This window comes from Streptomyces sp. NPDC096105 (genome assembly GCF_044763335.1).
GTDB lineage: Bacteria > Actinomycetota > Actinomycetes > Streptomycetales > Streptomycetaceae > Streptomyces.
This window is the reverse complement of the sequence record NZ_JBIWGC010000009.1, coordinates 130,568-150,067: the sequence shown is the minus strand read 5'-3', so window position 1 is coordinate 150,067 and position 19,500 is coordinate 130,568. Positions and strand designations below refer to the sequence as shown.

Sequence of the window (19,500 nt, the reverse complement as noted above, 5' to 3'; positions counted from 1 at the left end):
ACCGGGAACACGGGGTGCCTACCCGTGCGGGCGGGGACGCACACGGCCTCAGCCGAAGCGGTCGAGGAGCCGGCGGTAGAGGCCGGGGGTGAGGGCGCGGACGCGCGGCGGGAGGGTCAGCCAGGACGGGATGTAGGTGTCGTCGCGGGCCTCGCCGACCGCGTCCCACACGGCGGCCGCGACCCGGCCGGGCGAGGTGGGGCGCGGGTGGGAGCGGTGGTAGGGGCGGCCTCGGCGGGCGAAGAAGCCGGTCTCGACGGGGCCGGGCACCACCAGGGTGACGCCGACGCCGGTGCCGCGCAGCTCCTGCCGGAGCGCCTCGGCGAACGCGGCCAGTCCGGCCTTGGCGGCGGAGTACACCGCCTCCTCGCGGACGCCCACCGCGCCGGCCACCGACCCGACGAGCACCACCCGGCCGCTCCCGGCCGCCACCATCGCGGGCAGCACCTCGCGGACCAGGTGCAGGGTGGCGTTGAGGTCGAGGAAGAGCACCCGGTCGATGTCGGTGTGCGGCATGGTCAGGAAGGGGCCCGCCCAGCCGATGCCCGCCCCGGCGATCAGCAGGTCGATCCGTCCGGCCTCCCGCAGCGCGGCCTCGGCCAGCATCTTCGCCCCGTCCGGTGCGGCGAGGTCGGCGGGCAGCAGGACCGCGGACGTGCCGGACGCGGTCTCCTCGAGCCGGCGCCGGTCGCGTCCGCTGAGCAGCAGGTGCCATCCGCCGGCGGCGAAGCGGCGGGCGGTGGCCGCGCCGATGCCCGAGGACGCGCCGGTGACGAGGGCGACGCGCCGGTCGGCGCGGGGCGGGGTCCGGTCGAGTGCCGCGGCCGCGGCGGAGGCGGCGGGGTCCGCCGGGGGGTCGTAGGTGGAATCGGAGCCGGTGGTGGTCACGAGTCGGTCTCCCATGCGCTGTCGCTGCGGGCCTCGCCATCCAGGACACCCCCGGTCCGGGGGGCCGCGCCAGCGCAGCGGCCCGTTCGCGGCGGCCCCGGCGGGGCCCGCCCGCGGGTTCCGCCGCCCGTGACCCGTGCGGTCGCGGGGCCGCTCCCGCCGCGCGGCGGGGCCACTCCTGCGTGCCGCCGGATGGGCCATGCGGGCGTATGGACCGTACGCGCCCGGGCGCGCCGGGTTACGAAAGGGACGTTCCGCCCCTTCCCCGGCACCGTGACGAGGTCCCCTGATGCGCCTGCTGCTCGTCCACCCCAGCGCCCTGATGTACTCCGAGATCTTCCTCCGGCTCGAACCCCTGGGCCTGGAGCGGGTGGCCGGCGCCGCCCGCGAGGCGGGTCACGAGGTCCGGGTGGTCGATCTCCAGGTGCTGAGCGTGCGGCGGCTGCGCGACGAGGTGCGGTCGTTCCGTCCGGAGGCGCTCGGCATCTCCCTGAACTACCTGGCGAACGTTCCCGAGGCGATCCGGCTGGCCGAGCGGGTGAAGGAGGAGCTGCCGGAGTGCTTCGTGTTCCTCGGCGGCCACAGCGTCTCGTTCGTCGCCCAGGAGGTCATCGAGCAGGCGAAGGGCGCCGTGGACGCCGTGGTGCGGGGCGAGGGCGAGCCCGCCGTCGGACCGCTGCTCGAGGCGGTGCGGGACGGCGGGGTGGACGGGGTGCCGGGTGTCGTCACGGCGTCGGGGCACGGCCCCGCCCCGCTGATGCTGCACGGCATCGACGAGCCGCTGCCGGCCCGGGACCTGACGCGCGGCCGGCGCCGCTACTTCATCGGCGAACTGGACCCGTGCGCGTCGGTCGAGTTCACCCGGGGCTGCCCCTGGGACTGCTCGTTCTGCTCCGCCTGGACGTTCTACGGCCGCAGCTACCGCAAGGCGTCCCCGGAGGCGGCGGCGGACGACCTCGCAGCGGTCCGCGAGCCGAACGTGTTCATCGTCGACGACGTGGCGTTCATCCGGCCCGAGCACGGCGACGCCATCGCGGCGGAGGTCGAGCGGCGCCGGATCCGCAAGCGGTACTACCTGGAGACCCGCTCGGACGTGCTGCTGCGCCACCCGGAGGTGTTCGAGCGCTGGGCACGGCTGGGGCTGCGGTACATGTTCCTCGGCATGGAGGCGATCGACGCCGAGGGGCTCGACCTGTACCGCAAGCGGGTCAGCCCGGACGAGAACCTGAAGGCGCTGGAGACGGCCCGGCGGATGGGCATCAAGGTCGCCGTCAACCTGATCGTGGACCCGGCCTGGGACGAGGAACGCTTCCGTGTGGTACGGGAGTTCGCGATGGCCGTGCCGGAGATCGTGCACTTCACGGTGATGACGCCGTACCCGGGCACGGAGATCTGGCACACCGAGTCGCGCCGGCTCACCACCCGCGACTACCGGCTGTTCGACATCCAGCACGCGGTGGTGCCCACCACGCTGCCGCTGGACCGCTTCTACGAGGAGCTGGTGCGCACCCAGGCGGTCATCAACCGCAAGCACCTGGGGCTGCGCACGGCGTTCGGGGCGGCGCGGGTGCTGGCCCGGAACCTGGCGCACGGGCAGACGAACTTCGCCCGCATGCTGTGGAGGTTCAACCAGGTGTACGACCCGCGCCGGCAGCTCGCCGACCACGCGCGTCCGGTGCGTCACGAGCTGCCGCTCCCCCAGCGGCTCGATGTGGGCGACCGGCGCACGCTGTACGTCCACACCCGCGGCGCGACCCAGGGCGCACCGGCCCGCCGGCTGCCTGACTAGGTCCGGCCCGGGTCCGGCCGGTGCTCCCCGTTCGTCCGGGCGAACGGATCGCGACACAGCTTCCCGAAAGATGTTGAATATTGAAGGGAATGGGTCTACGGTGGGCCGTGCAAGCTAGTTGAAGCTTCAACTGAATCTTCCCGTCCCCCAGGAGGAACACCATGGGTCTCTTCGGCCGCAAGGACGACGACAAGGGCGCCACCGGCTCCGCGGTGAGCCCGGACCTGGCAGCGCTGACCGGCGACTACACGCTCGACCCCGCGCACACCACGATCGGTTTCGTCGCCCGCCACGCGATGGTCACCAACGTCAAGGGCCACTTCTCGGAGTTCTCCGGCGAGCTGCACCTCGACGGCACGGACCCGAGCAGGTCGACGGCCTCGATCGACGTGGTGATGAACAGCATCGACACGGGCAACGCCGACCGCGACGGTCACCTGAGGAGCGCGGACTTCTTCAGGACCGACGAGTTCCCGGACATGACCTTCCGCTCCACCAAGGCGGAGACCCTGGGCGGTGACGACTACCGCATCACCGGCGACCTGACCATCCTCGGCACCACCAGGCCGATCACCATCGACCTGGAGTTCAACGGCGCCGCGAAGGACCCGTTCGGCAACGAGCGCGTCGGCTTCGAGGGCAGGGCCGAGATCCTCCGCTCCGAGTGGAATCTGACCTGGAACGCGGCCCTGGAGACGGGTGGCGTGCTGGTCTCCGACAAGATCAAGCTGAACTTCGACATCTCGGCGATCCGCAAGGCCTGACGCCCCGCCGTATCCGAGCGCGCCCGCTCCCCCGGTACCGGAGGGCGGGCGCTCGTCATGTGCCTGAAAGCGCGTGGGCGCGCGCGGCCTCGCGCGCCCCGGGCGGTACGTGCCCCGGCCCCGGACGCGCGCCGCCGTCGGTCAGAAGCCTCCGCCGAAGTCGCCGCCGCCACCGAAGCCGCCGCCCCCGCCGAAGTCGCCGCCTCCGCCGAACCCGCCGCCGAAGTCACCGGCGTCGAAGTCCGCGCCGGAGACGTCGCCGCCCTGGTAGCCGTCGAAGTCGCCGTACCCGGCGCCGTAGCCGGCCGCGTAGCCGGGGCCGGCCATCATGCCGCCGAGCATGGTGCCGACCAGCAGGCCGGGCAGCAGGCCGCCGCCGAAGTACCCGCCGGCCCAGGGGCCGTACGCCGGGCCGGCCTCCCAGTAGGGACGGCGGCCGTACTCGGTGTCGACCTCGCGGACCGCGGGATCGCGCCCGTCGGCCAGGCGGGCCCGGTCGGCCGCGCACACCGGCACCTCACGCTCCGTCCCGCCGGGCGGGGTCCACCGGGCGTCGGCGACGGAGGGGCCGTGGCGCGGGTCGAAGAAGCACGGCGGGCGGCGCTCCGGCACCGGCCTGCCCTCCCGGCGGGCGGCCAGCGACGCGAGCGCGAACCGGCCGTCCTCCACGGCCTGGGTCACCGCCCGGACGTCCTCCGGTTTGCGGGCCGCCGCCATGTACGCCTTGGACTTCTCGTAGGCGTCCAGCGCGCGCTCGTAGTCCGCGCGCATCGCGTCGTCCGCCCCGGGCTCGCCCGGGTGGAAGTCGAGGCGGTCCAGTTCCTCGCCGAACGCGGTGATGTCCTCGTCCACCACGACCCGCAGCTTCTCCAGCGCGGCCGTCTGCTCCTCCTCGTGGCGGCGCCTGCGGCGGCGGGACACCGCGTACGCGCCCGCGCCGCCGGCCGCCACCAGGGCGCCGACCGTGATCAGCCCGCCGACGGGCACCTCACCGGAACCGTCGCTCCAGGAGTTCGGCCCGCCGCCGCCGATGTTGCGCAGGGCGCTGTCGACGAAGTCGTTGAGCTGGGCCTTGGCGTCCCCGGCGCCCTGCACGGACCCGACCAGGTTGGCCACGCCCTGCCGGCTGAGCACACTGCTGTCGGCGCGGGCGTCGAAGCGGTCGCCGAGCCGGACGCCGTACAGGCCGGTGACGCCCGTCTCGGTGCGCAGGTCATGGAAGAGGTTCTGGGTGGGGAAGTCGGCCGGGAGGACGGCGACGAAGACGGGTTTGTCGGCGTCCTCGATCTTGTCGGCGAGGGCCTCGGCGTCGGACTCCGACAGGATGTCCCGGGCCTCGGGATCGACGTAGACGGGGCTCTCGCGCAGCTTCTCGGCGACGACGGAGACGTCCGTGGCCGCCTGCGCCCCCGGCGCACCGGCCATCAGGACCGCCAGTGCGGCGGCCACCGGCACGATCAACAGGCGGACAAGGGTGCGCATCAGTGCGACCTTCATATGTTCGACGCTACCCGAATACGTCGCGAAACGGACATCCGGACCGGTGGGCATTCCTTCTGCCCTCCGGTCCGGACGTCTCAGGCCGCGGGATCCGCCGCGCCGGGCCGGGTCAGGCGGGCTCCACCCCGGCGCGCAGCAGGCCGTAGGCGTAGGCGTCCTCGAGCGCCTGCCAGGAGGCGGCGATGACGTTGTCCGCGACGCCCACCGTCGACCACTCCCCCGCTCCGTCGGAGGTGGAGATCAGCACGCGGGTCGTGGACTGGGTGCCGTGCTTGCCCTCCAGGATGCGCACCTTGTAGTCGACCAGCTCCAGCTTGGCGAGCTGCGGGTAGATCGTCTCCAGGGCGACCCGCAGGGCGCGGTCGAGGGCGTTGACCGGGCCGTTGCCCTCGGCGGTGGCGACGATGCGCTCGCCCTTCGCCCATAGTTTCACGGTGGCTTCGTTGGCGTGGGTGCCGTCGGGGCGGTCCTCGACGATCGCGCGCCAGGACTCGACCTCGAAGTACGTCAGCGGCCCGCCCTCGGCCTCGGCGCGCAGCAGCAGCTCGAAGGAGGCGTCGGCGGCCTCGTAGGTGTAGCCCTTGAGCTCGCGCTCCTTGACCCGCTCCACGACCCGGCCGACCAGTTCGCGGTCGTCGCCGAGGTCGATGCCGAGTTCCTTGCCCTTGAGCTCGATCGAGGCGCGGCCGGCCATGTCGGAGACCAGCATGCGCATGGTGTTGCCGACCTGCTCGGGGTCGATGTGCTGGTACAGGTCCGGGTCGACCTTGATCGCGGAGGCGTGCAGTCCGGCCTTGTGCGCGAAGGCGGAGACGCCGACGTAGGGCTGGTGGGTGGAGGGGGTGAGGTTGACGACCTCGGCGATGGCGTGGGAGATGCGGGTCATCTCGCGCAGCCGGCCGTCCGGGAGCACCTTCTTGCCGTACTTCAGCTCCAGCGCGGCGACCACCGGGAACAGGTTGGCGTTGCCGACCCGCTCGCCGTAGCCGTTGGCGGTGCACTGCACGTGGGTGGCGCCCGCGTCGACGGCGGCGAGGGTGTTGGCGACCGCGCAGCCGGTGTCGTCCTGGGCGTGGATGCCGAGACGGGCGCCGGTGTCGGCGAGCACGGTGGCGACCACGGCCTGGATCTGCGCGGGGAGCATGCCGCCGTTGGTGTCGCACAGGACGACGACGTCGGCGCCGGCCTCGGCGGCCGCGCGGACCACGGCCTTGGCGTACGCGGGGTCGGCGCGGTAGCCGTCGAAGAAGTGCTCGCAGTCGACGAAGACGCGGCGGCCCTGGGAGCGGAGGTGGGAGACGGTGTCGCGGACCATCTCCAGGTTCTCGTCGAGGGTGGTGCGCAGGGCGAGCTCGACGTGCCGGTCGTGGGACTTGGCGACCAGCGTGATCACCTGCGCACCGGAGTCGAGGAGCGCCTTGACCTGGGGGTCCTGGTCGGCGGTGGTGCCGGCGCGGCGGGTGGCGCCGAAGGCGACCAGCTGGGCGTGGCGGAACTCGATCTCCTGCCGGGCCCGGGCGAAGAACTCGGTGTCCCGCGGGTTCGCGCCGGGCCAGCCGCCCTCGATGAAGCCCACGCCGAACTCGTCCAGGTACCGTGCGATGGCCAGCTTGTCGGCGACCGTGAGGTTGATGCCCTCGCGCTGGGCGCCGTCGCGCAGGGTGGTGTCGAAGACGTGGAACGAGTCGTCGGGCTCGCTGGTTGCGGTCATGGTCTGAAGGCTCCTGTACTGGATCTCGGTCTACCGGAATGACCGGTTCCACCGTTCCCCCATGGTCCCTCGCGCCCGGTTCCCGGCTGCGGGTGGGCCGAGAAACAGAAAAACCCCTCGCGGGTGCGAGAGGTCTGCGCGCGGGTCGAGGACGACGGTGTCCGCCCGTACGGTGTCGTACGTGCGGTCACTGCGGACCGGCGCGCCTGCTGCCAATAATCGTGGCGAACGAGAGCACGGGGGGATTTTGGCACACACCGCCCTCCCGCTCACCGCCCGTCTCAGGATGCGGGCGGCCGGCGTGGCGCGATGAGACGCGGCCCGATGCTCTCCGGGCGGGGCCCAGGCGCCCGCGAGCATCGTCTCGTCGAGCGATCTGTTCGTGGTCCGGGCCTGGGGCCGGCCGGTGCCGCGCGGGCCGATCGCGACGTGGACGGCCGGACCGTCGAGCAGGGCGCGCAGCCGGACGGCGTGACGGCCGGCGTCCGCGGGTCGGGTCCCGCCCCGGCGGCCCGAAGCGGGGCCGGCGGCGGGCCCCCGGACAGGGCCGGGGCGGCGGAACCCGGCCGTGACCGGGGACAAGGGCGGCGCGGCCCCGGGGCGGGGCCGGAGGGAGGGCAGCCCCGCGCGGCGGACCGGGGCGCGGTCCCGAGGGGGGCGGGAGGGGGCCGGGGCGACGGCCCTGCCCCCCCCTTCCGTCAGGTCAGCTTGTGCATCCAGCCGTGCTTGTCCTCCACCGTGCCGCGCTGGATGTCGAGGAGGGCCCGGCGGAGGCGGAGGGTGACCTCGCCCGGTTCGCCGCCGCTCTGCTGCCACTCGCCGCTCGCCCGCTTCACCGTGCCGACGGGCGTGATGACGGCGGCCGTGCCGCAGGCGAAGACCTCGGTGAGGGTGCCGTTCTCCGCGTCGCGCTGCCACTGCTCGACCGAGACGCGCTCCTCGACCGCCTCGTATCCGAGGTCGCGGGCGACGCCCAGCAGGGAGTCACGGGTGACGCCCTCCAGGATGGACCCGGTGAGGGTCGGCGTGACGATCTTGTTCCCGTACACGAAGTACAGGTTCATGCCGCCCAGTTCCTCGACCCACGTGTGCTCGACGGCGTCGAGGTAGCAGACCTGGTCGCAGCCCTTGGCGGCCGCCTCGGCCTGCGCGAGCAGGGAGGCCGCGTAGTTGCCGCCGGTCTTGGCGTCGCCCATGCCGCCGGGGACGGCCCGGACGCGGTCCTCGGAGACCCAGATGGAGACCGGCTTCACGCCGCCCGGGAAGTAGGCGCCGGCCGGGGAGGCGATCACCAGGAACAGGTACTCGTTGGCGGGCTTCACGCCCAGCCCGACCTCGGTCGCGATCATGAAGGGGCGCAGATAGAGGGACTCCTCGCCGCCGTGCGCCGGCACCCACGCCTGGTCCTGGGCGACCAGGGCGTCGCACGCCTCGATGAACGTCTCGACCGGAAGCTCCGGCATGGCGAGACGGCGGGCGGACCGCTGGAACCGCTCGGCGTTCTTCTCGGGGCGGAACGTGGCGACGGACCCGTCGGGCTGCCGGTAGGCCTTGAGACCCTCGAAGATCTCCTGCGCGTAGTGCAGCACCGTGGTCGCCGGGTCGAGGGAGATCGGCGCGTACGGGACGAGCTGGCCGTCGTGCCAGCCGCGGCCCTCGGTCCACTTGATCGTCACCATGTGGTCGGTGAAGTGGCGGCCGAAGCCGGGGTTGGCCAGGATCGCTTCGCGTTCCGCGTCGGAGAGGGGGTGGGCCGAGGGCTTGAGCTCGATCGTGGGCGTCGTCATGAGTGCTTGTCCTTCACCGGTTGTAGTGACGGGCCGCGCACACGCCCGTACGGCCCGTGGCCAGTACTAGGACGTCCGAGCATTCCCTCAATCCGCGGCTCCGCGTTCGATTATCGCCCGGCGGAGGCGGCGGAAGAAACAGGGTGAATGCGGCCCGGTGGTCGTTGACGGCACCCGGCGGGAGAACGCGTCGAAGCCGCCGGGTGCGGATGCGACCCGGCGGCTTCGAGTGTGTCGAGGTGGGCGCCGGGTCAGCCGGCTACGCGTGCGGCGAGGGCGTCGCCGATCTGCGAGGTGCTGCGGGCGGGCAGGCCGCCGCGCTCCGCGAGGTCGGCGGAGACGGCGTCCTCGATGCGGGCGGCCTCGGCGTCGTGGCCGAGGTGGCGCAGCAGGAGGGCGACGGACAGGACCGTGGCGGTGGGGTCCGCCTTGCCCTGGCCGGCGATGTCCGGGGCCGAGCCGTGCACGGGCTCGAACATGGACGGGTACTCACGGCTCGGGTTGATGTTGCCGGAGGCCGCGACGCCGATGCCGCCGGAGACGGCCGCGGCGAGGTCGGTGATGATGTCGCCGAAGAGGTTGTCGGTGACGATCACGTCGAAACGGCCGGGGTCGGTGACCAGGTAGATGGTCGCGGCGTCGACGTGGATGTAGTCGGTGGTGACGTCCGGGTACTCCTCGGCCACCTTGGTGAAGACGTTCGTCCACAGGTGGCCGGCGAAGGTCAGCACGTTGTTCTTGTGGACCAGCGTCAGCTTCTTGCGCGGACGGGCCTGCGCGCGGGCGAAGGCGTCGCGGACGACCCGCTCGACACCGAAGGCCGTGTTGACGGAGACCTCGGTGGCGACCTCGTGCGGGGTGCCCTTGCGGATGGTGCCGCCGTTGCCCGTGTAGGGGCCCTCGGTGCCCTCGCGGACGACCACGAAGTCGATCTCGGGCTGTCCGGCGAGCGGCGTGGCGACGCCCGGGAGGAGCTTGGACGGGCGCAGGTTGACGTGGTGGTCGAAGGCGAAGCGGAGCTTCAGCAGGAAGCCGCGCTCGAGGACTCCGGACGGGACGCCCGGGTCGCCGATGGCGCCGAGCAGGATCGCGTCGTGCCGCCGGAGCGCGTCGAGGTCGGCGTCGGTGAGGGTCTCACCGGTGGCGTGGTAGCGCCGGGCGCCGAAGTCGTACTCCTCGGTCTCCAGCTTCACATCCTGCGGGAGGACGGCGGAGAGGACCTTCAGGCCTTCGGCCACGACCTCCTGGCCGATGCCGTCACCGGGGATCACTGCGAGATCGATGCTGCGAGACATGCGGGCACCCTACTCCTCGTCCCACGGGATGACATGGGGCGTCCGGCATACGGACGCCTCGGGCGTGTCAGCGGCCGGCCGGCGACGGCTCAGTGGCCGGTCGAGCCGCCGTTGTCCCGGCGGTCGAGGGCGCGCTGCAGTGCGGCGGCGGCGTTCCTGCGGTCGTTCTCGGCGCTGCGGGCGGAACGGCGGACGCGGCGGGCGGTCGTCTCGGGCATGACGGATCGACTCCTTCGAAAAGGCGCGCGGACTCGGAGACGCGCGGAGGGTGACGAGACGCCGGAAGGGGCGGGGAGTCGCGGCCGCAGGGGTCGCCTGCACGGGACCGGCTCACAACCGCCGTTCGCTGGATCGAGCGATGCGTTCGGCTCCTACAAAAGTAAGGGCGCGACAGGCGCCTGTCTGCACAATTACTTGGGCTTCCTACTATTTGAGACGGTGGAGTGGGTCACACCGCCCTGACCTGCGGTTCTTCCGTGTTCGGACACACGAACGGGCCAGGTCGGGGGGGTGACCTGGCCCGTTCGCGTCCGGGGAGGGCGTCAGCCCATGTGCGGGTACGTGTAGTCGGTCGGCGGGACCAGCGTCTCCTTGATGGCGCGGGTCAGCGTCCAGCGCATCAGGTTCTGCGGGGCGCCCGCCTTGTCGTTGGTGCCGGAGGCCCGGCCGCCGCCGAAGGGCTGCTGGCCGACCACGGCGCCGGTCGACTTGTCGTTGATGTAGAAGTTGCCGGCCGCGTAGCGCAGCTTCTCCATCGTGTACGCCGCCGCCGCGCGGTCGTTCGCGATGACCGAGCCGGTGAGGGCGTAGTCCGACACCGACTCCATCTGGGTCAGCATCTCGTCGTACTTCTCGTCCTCGTAGACGTGCACGGCGAGGATCGGGCCGAAGTACTCGGTGCGGAACACCTCGTTCTCCGGGTCGGTGCACTCGATGACGGTCGGGCGGACGAAGTACCCGACCGAATCGTCGTAGGTGCCGCCCGCGACGATCGTGCAGGCCGGGTCCTCCTTGGCGCGGTCGATGGCGGCCTTGTTCTTCGCGAAGGACCGCTCGTCGATGACGGCGCCGATGAAGTTCGACAGGTCGGTGACGTCACCCATCGGGATGCCGTCCACCTCGGCCGCGAACTCCTCCTTGAAGCCGGAGTTCCAGATCGAGGCCGGGATGTACGCGCGCGAGGTGGCCGAGCACTTCTGGCCCTGGTACTCGAACGCGCCGCGGGTCAGCGCGGTCTTCAGCACCGCGCGGTCCGCGCTCGGGTGGGCGACGACGAAGTCCTTGCCGCCGGTCTCGCCGACGAGGCGCGGGTAGGTGCGGTACTTCTCGATGTTCTGGCCGACCGTCTTCCACAGGTGCTGGAAGGTCTTGGTGGAGCCGGTGAAGTGGATGCCCGCGAGGTCCCGGTGGGCCAGCGCCACCTCGGACACCGCGAGGCCGTCGCCGGTGACCAGGTTGATGACGCCCTTGGGCAGCCCGGCCTCCTCCAGCAACCGCATCAGCAGCACGGCGGCGTGGGTCTGCGTCGGGGACGGCTTCCACACCACGACGTTGCCCATCAGCGCGGGCGCGGTCGGCAGGTTGGCGGCGATGGCGCTGAAGTTGAAGGGCGTGATCGCGTAGACGAAGCCCTCCAGCGGCCGGTGGTCGAGACGGTTCCACACACCCGGGGAGTTGGCCGGGGGCTGCTCGGCGAGGATGCCCCGCGCGTAGTGGACGTTGAAGCGCCAGAAGTCGACCAGCTCGCAGGGGCTGTCGATCTCGGCCTGCTGGGCGGTCTTGGACTGGCCGAGCATGGTGGAGGCGGCGATGGTCTCGCGCCAGGGGCCGGCCAGCAGCTCGGCGGCGCGCAGGATGATCGCCGCGCGGTCGTCGAAGGACATCGCGCGCCAGGCGGGGGCGGCGGCGAGGGCCGCGTCGATGGCGTCCTGGGCGTCCTGCCGGGTGGCGTTGGCGTAGGTGCCGAGGCGGGCCTTGTGGTTGTGCGGCTGCACGACGTCGAAGCGCTCGCCGCCGCCCATCCGCTTCTCGCCGCCGATGGTGCAGGGCAGGTCGATCGGGTTGTCGGCCAGCTCCTTGAGCTTGGCCTCCAGGCGGGCCCGTTCGGGGCTTCCGGGGGCGTAGCCGTGCACCGGCTCGTTGACGGGGGCGGGGACCTGGGTCACAGCGTCCATGGGTTCCGTAACTCCTTATCTGAGCGGTGTGGTGTCAGCCCTTGGTGATCATGCTGCGGGCGAAGAACCGGAGGTTGGCCGGCTTCTCCGCCAGACGCCGCATGAAGTAGCCGTACCAGTCGGTGCCGTAGGCCGTGTAGACGCGCATGCGGTGGCCCTCGGCGGCGAGCCGCAGGTGTTCGTCCCCGCGGATGCCGTAGAGCATCTGGAACTCGTACTCGTCGAGCTTGCGTCCGGCGGTGCGGGCCAGTTCCTGGGCGATGGCGATCAGGCGCGGGTCGTGGGACCCGATCATCGGGTAGCCCTCGCCCTCCATCAGCGTCCGCAGGATGCGCACGTACGCCTTGTCGATCTCGTGCTTCTGCTGGTAGGCGACCTCGGCGGGCTCCTTGTAGGCGCCCTTCACCAACCGTACGCGACTGCCCGCGGCGGCGAGCCGGCGCGCGTCCTCCTCGGTCCGGAAGAGGTAGGCCTGGATGACGCAGCCGGTCTGCGGGACGTCCTTCCGCAGCTCCTCGTGGATGGCGAACATCGAGTCGAGGGTGGTGTGGTCCTCCGCGTCCAGGGTGACCGTGGTGCCGATCTCGGCGGCGGCCTCGACGACCGGGCGGACGTTGGCGAGGGCCAGTTCGTGCCCGCCGGGCAGCGCCTGCCCGAACATCGACAGCTTCACCGACATCTCGGCGCGCGGGCCGAGCTCCAGCGGCTTCAGCCGGTCGATCAGCTCCAGGTAGGCGTCACGGGCGGCCTCGGCCTGCTCGGGGGTGGTGATGTCCTCGCCTACGACGTCCATGGTGAGTTCCAGGCCGTTGCCGGTGAGCTCCTGGACGATGGGCAGGACCTCGTCCACGGTCTCGCCGGGGATGAAGCGGTCGACGACCTGCTTGGTCACCGGGGCCGCCGAGATCAGGCGTCGCATCCGGTCGCTGCGCGACGCGGCGAGAATCACGGGACCCAGCACGGGGCACCTCCACAAGCTGCATGAGGCCGCCACCCGACCATTCGGGCACGGCACGGAGAACCACCGTGAAACTTAAGGATGACCCCGATCCTGGGCCATCGACAGACGTCACGCATCCCTGGGCAAGATCTCAGACAGATGTATGAAGGACTCCGGTTCCTGCGGCAGAATGCCCGGGTGACGCCGGAACACAGGGACGACTACCAGGAGCTGGTGGACGAGATCTCGGAGCTCCTCGGCGCTCCGGCGACCCTGGAGAACCGCGACTTCGAGCTGATCGCCTTCGGCGCGTACGACAGCGAGGGCGATCTGGACCCGTCCGCGCTGGACCCGGTGCGCGCCCGCTCGATCCTGACCCGGCGCTCCACACCGGCCGTCCGCGCCTGGTTCGAGGGCTTCGGCATCACCCGCGCGACCGGCCCGGTCCGCATCCCGCGCACCCCGGAGGCGGGCGTGCACCGGGGGCGCGTCTGCCTGCCGGTACGCCATCGGGGGGTGGCGCTCGGCTACGTCTGGCTGCTGGAGGACGAGCCCGGGCCCACGCCGGAGCAGCTCGACGCGGCCATGCGGGTCACGGCGCGGATCGGCGCGCTGCTCGCCGACGAGGCGCAGCACGGCGCGGACCTCACCCGTGAGCTGCGGGCGGTGCTGACGGCGGAGCGGGACTGGCAGCGGGACATGGCGGTCGCCGAGCTGCGCACCGCCCTCGGCAGCCGCGCGGAGGGGCCGCACACGGTGGTGTGCGTCGCCCCCTGGCCGTCGGCCGACCCCGACGACGCCCCCTCGGTCCGCACGGTGCCGGGCGCGACGGCGCTGTGCACCCTGCCCTGGGGGGCCGCGTCCGTGTCCCTCGCGCTGCTGCTGCGGCTGCGCTCCGCCGACGTACTGACGCCGGCGACGACCGCGGCCGGCCGGCTGCTGGAGCGGGCCCGGGACGGCGGTACGGCGGGCCGGGCCGGCCGGCTCCCGGTGGCCGCGGGGATCGCCGCGTCCCGCACGGGCCTCGCCGGCCTCGGCACGGCCTGGGACGAGGCGTCGGCGTCGGCGCGGGCGGCGCTGGCCGAGCCGCGCCTCGGACCGGTGGCCCACTGGGCGTCGATCGGCCCGTACCGCCTGCTGACCGCGCTGCCGCCCGGCGCCGCCCACGACCCCGCCGTCGGTCCGCTGCTCTCCCCCGCGCACACGGAACTGGCCCGCACCGCCGAGGCGTACCTCGACCGCGCGGGCCAGGCCGGGCGCACGGCGGCGGAGCTGGGCATCCACCGCCAGACGCTGTACTACCGGCTGTCCCGGATCGAGCGGCTCACCGGCCTCGACCTGGACGACGGCGAGGACCGCCTGCTGCTGCACATGGCGCTCAAGGCGCACCGTCTGTAGACGTGTCGCCGGTGGCGGCCGCGGGCGCCCTGCCCGTGGCCGCCTCGACCACCTGGCGCAGGCCCGCGGTGAGCCGCTCGGCGTCGGGGGCGCTGCCGGGGTCGAAGGTCCACTGGGCGATGAGGCCCGTCATCAGTGTCACGTAGAAGGCGCCCAAGGTGTCGGCGGTCTCGTCGGACACGTCCTCCTCCCGGCCGCCCATCAGCAGCGGCACCAGCCCGCGCCCCGCTTCCCGCTGGGCCGCGACCAGATGCTCGCGCACCTCGGGCAGCCGGTCGCCGAAGGCCAGCACCTCCATGCTGAGCCGCCACACCGAACCGGGGTCCTTCATGGTGGCGGTGATGTTCGCCCACACCCGCTCGAACCGCTCCAGTGAGCCCGGCGCGGCCTCGTCCACCGTCCCGTCGCCGTCGAAGGCGTCGCCCATGCCCTCCAGGAGGGAGATGTAGGCCTGCGCGAGCAGCGCGTCCTTGGAGCCGTAGTGGTAACCGATGGACGCGAGGTTGGTGCCGGACTCCTTGACGACGTCCCGCGCCGTCGTGCGCACGAACCCCTTGGCGAGCAGGCAGCGCTTGGCCCCCTCGAGCAGATCCTCACGGTGTCCCATGGCCGCAGCCTACCCCGCTGCCCATACGGACGTATTACACAAGCGTTCTAGACGAATGTATAAGACGTGCGTACAGTCGGCGTCATGACACCGAACCCGAACCGGGCGGGCCGCCGTGAGTGGACCGCCCTCGTTGTGCTGATGCTTCCGCTGATGCTGGTCTCGATGGACGTCTCCGTGCTCTACTTCGCGGTCCCGGAGATCAGCGCGGACCTGCGTCCGAGCGGTACGCAGCAACTGTGGATCTTCGACATCTACGCCTTCGCCGTGGCCGGCCTCCTGATCACCATGGGCTCGGTGGGCGACCGGATCGGCCGTCGCAGGCTGCTGCTGATCGGCGCCGTCGCGTTCGGCGCCGCCTCCCTGGTGGCGGCGTACGCGCACAGCGCCGAGACCCTGATCGCGGCCCGCGCGCTGCTCGGCATCGGCGGCGCCACCCTGATGCCCTCCACGCTGGCCCTGCTCCGCTCGCTCTTCCTGGATCCCGCGCAGCGGGCGAAGGCGATCGCGATCTGGTCCGCCGTGATGACGGCGGGCGTGGCGCTCGGCTCGGTGCTGAGCGGTCTGCTGGTGGAGTTCTTCTGGTGGGGCTCGGTCTTCCTGGTGAACCTGCCGGCGATGGCCCTGCTGCTGGTCCTCGGCCCGCTCCTGCTGCCGGAGTCCAAGGACCCCGATCCGGGCCGCTTCGACTGGCCGAGCGTCCCGCTGTCCATGGCCGCCGTGCTGCCGGTCATCTACGGCCTGAAGGAGATCCCGTCCGAGGGCTGGAACGCGCGGTACGTCGTGTCGGTCACCGTCGGCCTGCTCTTCGCGGCCCTGTTCGTGCACCGGCAGCGGACGGCCGCCTCCCCGATGATCCCTCCGGCCCTGTTCCGCGGTCGCGGCTTCGGCCCGGCCGCCGCCCTCAATCTGGTCACCATGTTCGGGATGATGGGCTCGGCGTTCTTCACCAGCCAGTACATCCAGTCGGTGCTCGACAAGAGCGCTCTGGAGGCGGCCCTGTGGGCCCTGCTGCCGTCGGTTCCCATCGGCTTCGCGGCCCCCTTCGCGGCCCATCTGGTGCAGAAGGGCGTCAACCGCGCCCACGTGGTGACGGCGGGCTTCGCCACCGCCGTGTGCGGTTACGCGCTGCTGGCCTCCGTGGACACGGACGACCTGGTGCTCGTCCTGGTCGCCTGCGGTGTGCTCGCCATGGGCGTCACCGCGGTGATGTCCCAGATCATGGACCTCGCGCTGGGCGCCGCTCCGGTGGAACGGGCGGGCTCCGCCTCCTCCCTGATGGAGACCGGCACCGAGTTCGGCGGGGCGCTGGGCATGGCGTTCCTCGGCTCCATCGGCACCGCCGTGTACCGGGGCGGGATGCCGGACTCCGCTCCGGCGGCGGCCCAGGAGACGCTGGGCGGCGCGCTCGCCGTCGCCGAGCGGCTTCCGGGGCAGGCGGGAGACGCCCTCGCGGCGGCGGCCCGGGAGGCCTTCACCCAGGGGATGAACGCGGCGGCGATCGCGGGCGCCGCGGTGTTCGCCGGAGCGGCGGTCCTGACGTCGGTGACGCTGCGCCGGGTGCGGGTGCGTCCGGAAGAGCCCACGGAAGACGCCGGACAGGCTGACACACTCAGCCCGTCCGGCGTGTGAGGACGAGCCCGTTCGGGGCGAACGGGGCGCCGGGGGCGGAGCCCCCGGACTCTCAGGCCAGGTTGACGGAGCGGGCGGAGGTGGCGCCGATCTCCGCGGCCAGCTCGCCCAGCACCGCGGTGGACACCGTGTCGTCGACGGTCAGCACGGCGAGCGCCTCGCCGCCGACCGTCGCACGGGCGACCTGCATGCCGGCGATGTTGATGCCCGCCTCGCCGAGGATGCGGCCGACGGTGCCGACGACACCCGGGCGGTCCTCGTAGCGCAGGACGACCATGTGGTCGGCGAGCGCGAGGTCGACGTCGTACTCGCCGACCGCGACGATCTTCTGGACGTGCTTGGGGCCGGCCAGCGTGCCGGAGACCGAGATCTCCTCGCCGTCCGCGAGGGTGCCGCGCACCGTGACCACGTTGCGGTGGTCGGCCGACTCCGAGCTGGTGGTCAGCCGCACCTCGACACCGCGCTCCTGGGCGAACAGCGGGGCGTTGACGTAGGAGACGGTCTCGTCGACGACGTCCTCGAAGACGCCCTTGAGGGCGGAGAGTTCCAGCACCTTCACGTCGTGCTGGGTGATCTCGCCGTACACCTCGACGTCGAGGCGGACCGCGACCTCGCCGGCCAGCGCGGTGAAGATCCGGCCGAGGCGCTCGGCGAGCGGCAGGCCCGGCTTGACGTCCTCGGCGATGACACCGCCCTGCACGTTCACCGCGTCGGGGACCAGTTCACCGGCGAGGGCGAGGCGCACCGAGCGGGCGACGGCGATGCCGGCCTTCTCCTGGGCCTCGTCGGTGGAGGCGCCGAGGTGCGGGGTGCAGACGACCTGGTCGAACTCGAAGAGCGGGGAGTCGGTGCACGGCTCCTTGGCGTACACGTCGAGGCCGGCGCCGGCGACGCGGCCCTCCTTGAGCGCCGAGTGCAGCGCCTCCTCGTCGACGATGCCGCCGCGCGCGGCGTTGATGACGCGCACGGTCGGCTTGACCTTGCGCAGCGCCTCGTCGCCGATCAGGCCCAGCGTCTCGGGGGTCTTCGGCAGGTGGACGGTGATGAAGTCGGAGACCTCGAGCAGCTCGTCCAGCGACAGCACCTTGACGCCCATCTGCGCGGCGCGCGCGGGCTGGACGTAGGGGTCGTAGGCGACCACCCTCATGCCGAAGGCGGACATGCGCTGCGCGACGAGCGCGCCGATCCGCCCCAGACCCACGACGCCGAGGGTCTTTTCGGCGAGCTCGACGCCCGTGTACTTGCTCCGCTTCCACTCGCCGTTCTTGAGCGCGGCGTTGGCCTGCGGGATGTTGCGCGCGGTGGCGACGATCAGACCGCAGGCGAGCTCGGCGGCGGTGACGATGTTGGAGGTGGGGGCGTTGACGACCATCACGCCGGCCTTGGTGGCGGCGGAGACGTCGACGTTGTCGAGGCCGACGCCGGCTCGCGCGACGACCTTCAGCCTGTTCGCCGCGGCGATCGCCTCGGCGTCCACCTTGGTGGCCGAGCGGATCAGGATCGCGTCCACGTCGGCGATGGCGTGGAGCAGTTCGGCTCGGTCCGCGCCGTTGCAGTGCCGGATCTCGAAGTCCGGACCGAGTGCGTCGACGGTGGCGGGCGACAGCTCTTCAGCGATGAGTACCGTAGCTTTTTGACCGGGGTACGAGCTCACGTGAGTCCTCACAAGTCCCAATGCGGACGGCCGTCCCGACGGCCGCAGGCGGTGAAGAAGTGCTAGCCGCGTGGAAGACGCACGACGCTGTGGGCCTGACGCGTATGTAGTGCAGCAGTGTAGTGGCGCCGGGGGCGTCGTCCTACGCGCTTCGAAAGGATCACCCGTCCGTGGCGGACGGGATGGACAACGCCGTGCCACCGACGTTACCCCTGGTTCGCCCGAAGGGCCGGAGCGCGGCGCCCCGGCCCTTCGGAACGTGCGGCTCAGGCCTCCTCGTCGACCCAGCTCATCAGCTTGCGCAGCTGCTTGCCGGTGGTCTCCAGGAGGTGCTCGGAGTCCTGCTTCTTGTACTCGTCGTACTTCTTCAGGCCGCCGTGGTACTCGTCCATCCAGGTCTGGGCGAAGGTGCCGTCCTGGATCTCGGCGAGGACCTTCTTCATCTCGGCCTTGGTGGCGTCGGTGATGATCCGCGGGCCGGTGACGTAGTCGCCCCACTCGGCGGTCTCGGAGATCGACCAGCGCATCTTCTCCAGGCCGCCCTCGTACATGAGGTCCACGATCAGCTTCAGCTCGTGCAGGCACTCGAAGTAGGCGATCTCCGGCTGGTAACCGGCCTCGGTGAGCGTCTCGAAGCCCGCCTTCACCAGCGCGGCGGCGCCACCGCAGAGGACGGCCTGCTCACCGAACAGGTCGGTCTCGGTCTCCTCGGTGAAGGTGGTCTTGATGACGCCGGCCCGGGTGCCGCCGATGCCCTTGGCGTACGACAGGGCCAGCGCGAAGGCGTTGCCCGTGGCGTCCTGCTCGACGGCCGCGATGCAGGGGACGCCGCGGCCCTCCTCGTACTGGCGGCGCACCAGGTGGCCCGGTCCCTTCGGGGCGACCATGCAGACGTCGACGCCGGCCGGGGGCTTGATGAAGCCGAAGCGGATGTTGAAGCCGTGGCCGAAGAACAGGGCGTCGCCGTCCTTCAGGTTCGGGGCGATGGACTCCTCGTAGACCTTGGACTGGATCGGGTCCGGGACGAGGATCATGATGACGTCGGCCTCGGCGGCGGCCTCCGACGGGGTCACCACGCGCAGGCCCTGCTCCTCGGCCTTGGCCTTGGACGTGGAGCCCTCGTGCAGACCGACGCGCACGTCGACGCCGGAGTCGCGCAGCGACAGGGCGTGGGCGTGGCCCTGGCTGCCGTACCCGATGACCGCGACCTTGCGGCCCTGGATGATGGACAGGTCGGCGTCGGCGTCGTAGAACAGCTCGGCCACTGGGTTCTCTCCTTGTGTGCAGGTGTCGCGTCCCACCGTATGACGGTGAGGGAGGGGGAAGGTTGGGGGTCTCGCGATACGGGCGGCCGGCGGTGT

General features: G+C 72.0%; 15 protein-coding genes. 4 read left to right on the top strand and 11 right to left on the bottom strand.

Annotation, left to right across the window (positions count from 1 at the left end):
* Positions 1–48: 48 nt before the first annotated feature.
* The gene (locus ACIQ8B_RS16835; protein WP_290006820.1) at positions 49–888 is read right to left on the bottom strand and encodes an SDR family oxidoreductase; all 840 of its coding nucleotides are present in this window, start codon (positions 886–888) and stop codon (positions 49–51) included.
* Between the two features lie 289 nt (positions 889–1,177).
* Here ACIQ8B_RS16835 and hpnR point away from each other — a divergent pair, with 289 nt between their 5' ends.
* Both hpnR and ACIQ8B_RS16825 read left to right on the top strand, forming a co-directional pair.
* Positions 1,178–2,677, top strand: a complete 1,500-nt coding sequence (gene hpnR, locus ACIQ8B_RS16830; protein WP_403547579.1) for a hopanoid C-3 methylase HpnR — start codon at positions 1,178–1,180, stop codon at positions 2,675–2,677.
* 161 nt (positions 2,678–2,838) lie between these two features.
* Complete coding sequence (locus ACIQ8B_RS16825; protein ID WP_403547577.1) at positions 2,839–3,441, top strand: YceI family protein; 603 nt, start codon at positions 2,839–2,841, stop codon at positions 3,439–3,441.
* Positions 3,442–3,582: 141 nt separating this feature from the next.
* Here the strand turns inward: ACIQ8B_RS16825 and ACIQ8B_RS16820 are convergent, their stop codons facing one another.
* The 7 genes from ACIQ8B_RS16820 to ACIQ8B_RS16790 all read right to left on the bottom strand — a co-directional run bounded on the left by ACIQ8B_RS16820 (position 3,583) and on the right by ACIQ8B_RS16790 (position 12,869).
* A complete protein-coding gene (locus ACIQ8B_RS16820) occupies positions 3,583–4,938 on the bottom strand; it encodes a hypothetical protein (RefSeq protein WP_403547575.1) in 1,356 nt (451 codons plus the stop codon).
* A 112-nt stretch (positions 4,939–5,050) separates the two neighbouring features.
* The gene (cimA, locus tag ACIQ8B_RS16815; protein WP_403547573.1) at positions 5,051–6,652 is read right to left on the bottom strand and encodes a citramalate synthase; all 1,602 of its coding nucleotides are present in this window, start codon (positions 6,650–6,652) and stop codon (positions 5,051–5,053) included.
* A gap of 698 nt (positions 6,653–7,350) precedes the next feature.
* Positions 7,351–8,439, bottom strand: coding sequence for a branched-chain amino acid aminotransferase (locus ACIQ8B_RS16810; RefSeq protein WP_403547571.1), 1,089 nt, complete (start codon positions 8,437–8,439; stop codon positions 7,351–7,353).
* A 251-nt stretch (positions 8,440–8,690) separates the two neighbouring features.
* On the bottom strand, positions 8,691–9,734 hold the full coding sequence (locus ACIQ8B_RS16805; RefSeq protein ID WP_290006745.1) for a 3-isopropylmalate dehydrogenase: 1,044 nt from the start codon (positions 9,732–9,734) through the stop codon (positions 8,691–8,693).
* A gap of 89 nt (positions 9,735–9,823) precedes the next feature.
* Positions 9,824–9,952, bottom strand: coding sequence for a hypothetical protein (locus ACIQ8B_RS16800; RefSeq protein WP_274543349.1), 129 nt, complete (start codon positions 9,950–9,952; stop codon positions 9,824–9,826).
* Positions 9,953–10,276: 324 nt separating this feature from the next.
* A complete protein-coding gene (gene pruA, locus ACIQ8B_RS16795) occupies positions 10,277–11,908 on the bottom strand; it encodes an L-glutamate gamma-semialdehyde dehydrogenase (RefSeq protein ID WP_290006746.1) in 1,632 nt (543 codons plus the stop codon).
* A 34-nt stretch (positions 11,909–11,942) separates the two neighbouring features.
* Positions 11,943–12,869 carry a proline dehydrogenase family protein gene (locus tag ACIQ8B_RS16790; protein WP_106412288.1) on the bottom strand — a complete coding sequence of 309 codons (927 nt, stop codon included), beginning with the start codon at positions 12,867–12,869 and terminating at the stop codon, positions 11,943–11,945.
* Positions 12,870–13,007: 138 nt separating this feature from the next.
* Here ACIQ8B_RS16790 and ACIQ8B_RS16785 point away from each other — a divergent pair, with 138 nt between their 5' ends.
* Complete coding sequence (locus ACIQ8B_RS16785; RefSeq protein WP_403547568.1) at positions 13,008–14,246, top strand: PucR family transcriptional regulator; 1,239 nt, start codon at positions 13,008–13,010, stop codon at positions 14,244–14,246.
* Here the strand turns inward: ACIQ8B_RS16785 and ACIQ8B_RS16780 are convergent.
* Positions 14,227–14,853, bottom strand: a complete 627-nt coding sequence (locus tag ACIQ8B_RS16780) for a TetR/AcrR family transcriptional regulator (protein ID WP_290006750.1) — start codon at positions 14,851–14,853, stop codon at positions 14,227–14,229. The genes ACIQ8B_RS16785 and ACIQ8B_RS16780 overlap by 20 nt on opposite strands.
* 84 nt (positions 14,854–14,937) lie before the next feature.
* Here ACIQ8B_RS16780 and ACIQ8B_RS16775 point away from each other — a divergent pair, with 84 nt between their 5' ends.
* On the top strand, positions 14,938–16,485 hold the full coding sequence (locus tag ACIQ8B_RS16775) for an MFS transporter (protein WP_403547566.1): 1,548 nt from the start codon (positions 14,938–14,940) through the stop codon (positions 16,483–16,485).
* Positions 16,486–16,537: 52 nt separating this feature from the next.
* Here the strand turns inward: ACIQ8B_RS16775 and serA are convergent, their stop codons facing one another.
* Both serA and ilvC read right to left on the bottom strand, forming a co-directional pair.
* Positions 16,538–18,139, bottom strand: a complete 1,602-nt coding sequence (gene serA, locus ACIQ8B_RS16770) for a phosphoglycerate dehydrogenase (RefSeq protein WP_290006752.1) — start codon at positions 18,137–18,139, stop codon at positions 16,538–16,540.
* A gap of 266 nt (positions 18,140–18,405) precedes the next feature.
* Positions 18,406–19,404: a ketol-acid reductoisomerase gene (gene ilvC, locus ACIQ8B_RS16765; RefSeq protein ID WP_403547564.1), complete on the bottom strand. Its 999-nt coding sequence runs from the start codon at positions 19,402–19,404 to the stop codon at positions 18,406–18,408.
* Between the last annotated feature and the right edge of the window lie 96 nt (positions 19,405–19,500).